The following is a 5,498-nucleotide window of genomic DNA, read 5'->3' on the forward strand; positions in this document are numbered from 1 at the left end:
CCACGGAAGGGGCAGGCGGACGGACCAATTTGGCACCCAGCCCCCAGCCCCCCAAGGGACGGGCGGAGGGCCGCTCCCCCCACCGTAAGGGCAGCGTGACGCTGCACCCGGATAAAAACTTTTCGTATAGCCCTCCTTATAACGCCTTCGGCGTTAGTCGTCGGGCACCCGGTCAAACCGGATGATCCGGAACCCGGTCTGCATTCGGCAGAGGGGTTCTCATCCCGGCGGAACGACAATAATGTTAAAAAGGGGGCTGCCCTTTGGGCAACCCCCTTTTCTAACATTGGCGCGCCTGGAGGGATTGACGAGCCCTGTCTTCGACAGGGCTCGTCGCCGGTAAGGAAAGTTCCATTCGTGTAGCTCGCCTTATAACGCCTTCGGCGTTAGTCGGCGAGCACCCGGTCAAACCCGGTCTGCCTTCGGCAGAGGGGTTCGAAATCATCCGATACACCAAAATAAAATGGGCCCCACTTCGTGAGACCCATTTCATTTTTGGCGCGCCTGGAGGGATTCGAACCCCCGACCTGCGGATTCGTAGTCCGTTGCTCTGTCCAGCTGAGCTACAGGCGCGTATGAAAAGTCGTAATGTGTACACGTGTCACGAGTTTTAGCGCATCACGCATCACGCACCACGTATAACGGCTTTTATGGCGGAGAGGGAGGGATTCGAACCCTCGGTAGAGTTTAACCCCTACAACTGCTTAGCAGGCAGCTGCCTTCAACCGCTCGGCCACCTCTCCACTTACTCAACCCACATCTTTTTATACCGATTTCGGTATCTTCTTATCACGATTTCGGTATTTTATCAAGGTAATCCGCAATCCCCACTCTGCAACCTGCTTGCCCCGCCGGAAGCGACAAACCCCTTGCAACCACCGGGGTTTAAGATTATAAGTATCTTACCGGGTTCCTCGGGGATTGCGTAAGGAGCCCACGCCACGACCATGAAAAATACCGTGATAGAAACGGACCGTACGGGCGGTCTTCGGGGCCGGAAGGCCACACTCCTCGCGGCCCTCCTTGTATCATGCGTAACCTTTCTCGCCTACCTGCCCGCGCTCGATAACGGCTTCGTAAACTGGGACGACCCCGCCTACGTCTACGAAAACCCGAATATCCGTTCGCTCGATGCGGAGTTTTTCCGGCAGCTCCCAACGGCCGTGGTCTCCAGCAACTGGCACCCCCTTACCGTCCTCTCCCACGGCGTGGACTGCGCGCTTTGGGGACCGGACCCCATGGGGCATCACCTCTCAAGCGTCGTCCTGCATGCCCTGAATACTTTTCTGGTCTTTATTCTGGCAGTCCGGCTCGTGGGGGCCGCGCTCCCCGTAAGGGCCCTTGCGGCCGGGGCCGTGACGGCCCTACTCTTCGGCCTGCACCCGCTCCACGTCGAATCCGTCGCATGGGTTTCCGAGAGGAAGGACGTCCTCTACTCTTTCTTCTTCCTCCTGAGCGTGCTCGCCTACCTCCGCTACGTATCATCTGAAAAGGGGGGTGGAAAGGCTACGGCCTATGCCGCCTCGCTCGGCTTCTTCGCGCTCTCGCTTATGAGCAAACCCATGGCCGTCACCCTGCCCCTGGTGCTTCTTATACTCGACTACTATCCGCTGGGGAGGCTGAAGGCGAAACGGGTAGTTGTGGAAAAGGTGCCCTTCTTTCTATTAAGCGCCGTGGCGGCCCTTGCTGCCATATGGACTCAGCACGAGGGCGAGACGATCTCCTCGCTTGGGCTAAACCCGCTCATCACACGTATTTTAGTATCTATACGGGCCTATGTCTTCTACCTGTATAAGATGGTCCTGCCCCTTGATCTGGCGCCGCTTTACCCCTACCCGACCGACATAAACGCACTGTCCCTCGAATATGCCGGGGCGTTCCTCCTGCTTTTGGCGATAACCGCCCTTTGCGTCCTGGCCATAAAGAAAAAGCCGGGCCTTTCCGCCCTCTGGCTCTACTACCTCGTGACGCTCTTCCCCGTCATAGGTGTCGTAACGTTCGGGGCGCACGAGGCTGCCGACCGTTACACCTATCTGCCGGCCCTGGGGCCCTTTCTGCTCGCGGGCGTGGGTGCGGCGGCCGTTTATGAAAGGTTTTCAAAGGAGCTTAGGGGCAAGGTAATCGTCGCGGCCGCCGTGCTCCTTATATCGGCGGCCCTTGTATACAAGACCGAAAAACAGATAGCCGTCTGGAAAGACTCCATAACCCTCTGGACCCACGAGATCGACCTCTTGCCCGAGGAGTCGCATTCGGCACTCTACGGCTACTACAACAGGGGCGCGGCCTACTATGAACTCGGCAACTGTCCGGAAGCCGTAAGGGACCTTACGAGGACCATCAAGCTCTCCACCCGGTTCGCGGACGCCTATAAGATGAGGGCGACGTGCCTTCTGCGCCTCGGCGACTACGGCCGGGCCATAGGGGACATGACGAGCTACCTGGAGTTCGACCCCACGGCGGCGGCGATATACAACGACCGTGGGAACGCCTACCTCATAACGGGTAACGCGCGTGCGGCGATAAAGGACTACGAAAAGGTCATCGAGCTTAACCCGGGGCATCCGAACGCCTACTACAACCTGGGTACGCTCTACGCGAACATGGGGGAGAACGAGAAGGCGGCCGTCTACTTTAAGGGGGCGGCCCACCTGGGAATACCCGAGGCGGAAGAGCGCCTGAGGGAGCTTGGCGCCGGGCAGTGAGTCCGTCCTCCGTTATATCGTCTCGGGTCGCTCCGCCGGCACAAAAAACCTTGCAATTCCACCGGTTCGATACTATAACAGTCTAAGTCATGCATGAGCAGATAAAGATATGCCCGGTGTGCCGCGCCGAGTTCTTCAGCCACGTGGAGGAGTGCAACGCCTGCGGGGTAAGGGTCGTACACCCGGAGGAAATGGCCCGGATGGAGGGGCAAGAGACAAAGGCGGAGACGTACGCTCCCGAAGGGCAGTTCGAGCGCATCGAGGAAGGGTCTTTCGGCCGCCTCTCGGAGTTCGCAGGGGTGCTCAGGGCCGAAGGCATGGAGTGCGAAATAGTTAAAGAGGACGAAAGCTGCAAGAGTAGCTGCTCGAAGAGCGGGGGGTTCGCCCTCTTTGTCCCAGAAAGCCTCGTAGAGACGGCCGGTAAGGCCATCGAGGACTACTGGCATGGGCTGCACCCCGAGGCTAAAGAGGCGAAGGAAAACATGGAAAAGGGGCTCTGCCCCTGCTGCGGCTACTCTGTGGGCAGTTCTCCGGTATGTCCCGACTGCGGGCTGAACCTCGAAGGCTCACCTCCCGAAGAGGGGGGGGAGGGGGGGCAGGGGGGAGGAGAGGGCCCGCAAGGGGGGTGTACCGGCTTATAAGAAGATGACCGCGCGCCATACCACGGCACTCCTTGCGGCCCCCCCCCTCCCCGACCTTCCTCGTTTACCTCCTCGCCACCCCCTTGCCGTCTTCTCCCATGCCGTGGACTACTCCGGGCGGAGCTTCCCTCCGGCCTCGTCGAATATGGGGTAGTCCTTCATCCCGAGTTTCTGGAGCCTGAACTTGCACGCGGTGGCAAGGACCCCGATGCCGTATACCACGCTCCTCGAGAAGTTTATGGACGACGCCTCATCGAAGTACTTCGTGGGGCAGCTTATCTCCCCGATGCGGAAGCCGAAGTATACGGCCTGGGCGAGCATCTCGTTATCGAAGACGAAGTCGTCGGAGTTTTCGAGGAGCGGAAGCTTTTCCAGCACCTCCCTGGAAAAGGCCCTGTAGCCGGTATGGTACTCGGAGAGTTTCTGCCGGAGGAGTATGTTCTCGACGAGCGTAAGGAACCTGTTGGCGATATACTTATACGGCGGCATGCCGCCCTTTATCGCGCCGGGGCCCAGGATCCTGGAGCCCAGTACCACGTCGAACTCGCCGGAGGCTATCATCGACGCCATGGCCGTTATGAGCTTCGGGGTGTACTGGTAGTCCGGGTGGAGCATGACCACTATGTCCGCCCCGAGTTTTAAAGCCTCGGCGTAGCAGCTCTTCTGGTTGGCGCCGTAGCCGAGGTTCTCCTCGTGGACGAGTATGTTCTTTATGCCGAGTCCCCTGCCCACCTCGACCGTCCCGTCGTCGCTGCAGTCGTCTACCAGAACGACCTCGTCGACGATATCATGCGGGATGTCGTTATACGTCATCTCCAGGGTCTTCTCGGCGTGGTATGCGGGGAGGACTACGACTATCTTTTTACCGTGCAGCAATCTATAAGTTCCCTATTGCGGAATGCCCGCGGTTTGGATTATATTTAAAGGATTATGGCAAATAGGGATATATCTGTCAAACTCGCCGCCGCCGCTTTCATCGTAGCCGCCGTAACATTCCTCGTCTATCTCCCCGCGCTCTATAACGGCTTCGTAAGCTGGGACGACCAGCTATACGTCTACGAGAACCCGAATATCCGCTCGCTCGACGCGGAGTTCTTCGGCTGGCTCCCGACGGCCGTGGTCTCCAACAACTGGCACCCACTTACCGTCCTCTCCCACGCCGTGGACTACGCGCTCTGGGGACCGGACCCCATGGGGCATCACCTGACGAGTATCGTCCTGCATACGCTCAACGTTTTTCTGGTCTTTATCCTGGCAGTCCGGCTCGTGGGAGACGCGCTCCCCGCAAGGGCCCTTGCAACCGGGGCCGTAACGGCCCTCCTCTTCGGCCTGCACCCGATACACGTCGAGAGTGTCGTGTGGGTTTCCGAGAGGAAGGACGTCCTATGCGCCTTCTTCTTCCTCCTGAGTATAATCGCCTACCTCCGCTACGTACGGTCGGGAAGGGGAGAGGCCGGAAAGGGGAAGGCGACGGCCTATGCCGCCTCGCTCGCTTTCTTCGCGCTGGCTCTTATGAGCAAACCCATGGCCGTCACCCTTCCACTGGTGCTTCTTATTCTCGACAGCTATCCGCTCCGGAGGACCGAAGGTGCGCGGCGCGCCGTGTTCGAAAAGATACCGTTCTTTGCGCTTAGCATCTTCACTTCGGTCATTACCGTCTGGGCGCAGCGCACGACCGAGGCCGTGGCCGCGCTCGACGCCCACCCGCTCGCGACACGGCTATTTATCGCCGTGCGCGCCTATGCCTTCTATCTCTACAAGACGCTCTTTCCGCTCGGCCTGGCCCCTTTTTATCCGGTGCCGGAAAACACCTCGCTCTTATCGATTGAGTTTATGGCCGCCCTGGCGCTGCTGGTCGTTGTTACCGTCTTCTGCGCGGCGTACCTCAGAAGGGAGCGGGCCTTCTCCGCCGTCTGGCTCTACTACGTGGCCACCCTCCTGCCGGTAATAGGGCTCGTGCAGGTGGGGCTCCAGTCCGCGGCCGACCGTTATATGTACCTGCCCTCTCTGGGGCCCTTCCTGCTCGTCGGGCTCGGCGCGGGGGTCGTGGTCGAGAGCTACCCAAAAAGGGATAGACAGGCAGCCGCCTTTGCCGCGCTCCTTATTATGGCAGGGCTGGCGGTCGGGACCGTGCGGCAGACGGGGGTGTGGAAGG

Annotated in this window: 4 protein-coding genes and 2 tRNA genes; 3 read left to right on the plus strand and 3 right to left on the minus strand. The window is 59.6% G+C overall.

Features of this window, described 5'->3' with window-relative positions:
• Nucleotides 1–496: 496 nt before the first annotated feature.
• Nucleotides 497–573, minus strand: a tRNA-Arg gene (locus tag V3W31_06375).
• Between the two features lie 78 nt (nucleotides 574–651).
• Nucleotides 652–743, minus strand: a tRNA-Ser gene (locus V3W31_06380).
• Nucleotides 744–947: 204 nt separating this feature from the next.
• On the opposite strand from V3W31_06380, the gene V3W31_06385 reads away from it, so the two are divergent.
• Together V3W31_06385 and V3W31_06390 are read left to right on the plus strand one after the other, a co-directional pair.
• Nucleotides 948–2,702, plus strand: coding sequence for a tetratricopeptide repeat protein (locus tag V3W31_06385; GenBank protein MEE9614567.1), 1,755 nt, complete (start codon nucleotides 948–950; stop codon nucleotides 2,700–2,702).
• 89 nt (nucleotides 2,703–2,791) lie between these two features.
• Nucleotides 2,792–3,343: a hypothetical protein gene (locus V3W31_06390; protein ID MEE9614568.1), complete on the plus strand. Its 552-nt coding sequence runs from the start codon at nucleotides 2,792–2,794 to the stop codon at nucleotides 3,341–3,343.
• A 108-nt stretch (nucleotides 3,344–3,451) separates the two neighbouring features.
• Here the strand turns inward: V3W31_06390 and V3W31_06395 are convergent, their stop codons facing one another.
• Entirely contained in the window at nucleotides 3,452–4,219 is a 768-nt protein-coding gene (locus tag V3W31_06395) for a glycosyltransferase family 2 protein (GenBank protein ID MEE9614569.1), read from the minus strand.
• Nucleotides 4,220–4,273: 54 nt separating this feature from the next.
• On the opposite strand from V3W31_06395, the gene V3W31_06400 reads away from it, so the two are divergent.
• The coding region (locus V3W31_06400; GenBank protein ID MEE9614570.1) for a hypothetical protein at nucleotides 4,274–5,498 on the plus strand (1,225 nt) is incomplete at its 3' end.

This window comes from Thermodesulfobacteriota bacterium (assembly GCA_036482575.1).
GTDB lineage: Bacteria > Desulfobacterota > GWC2-55-46 > GWC2-55-46 > JAUVFY01 > JAZGJJ01.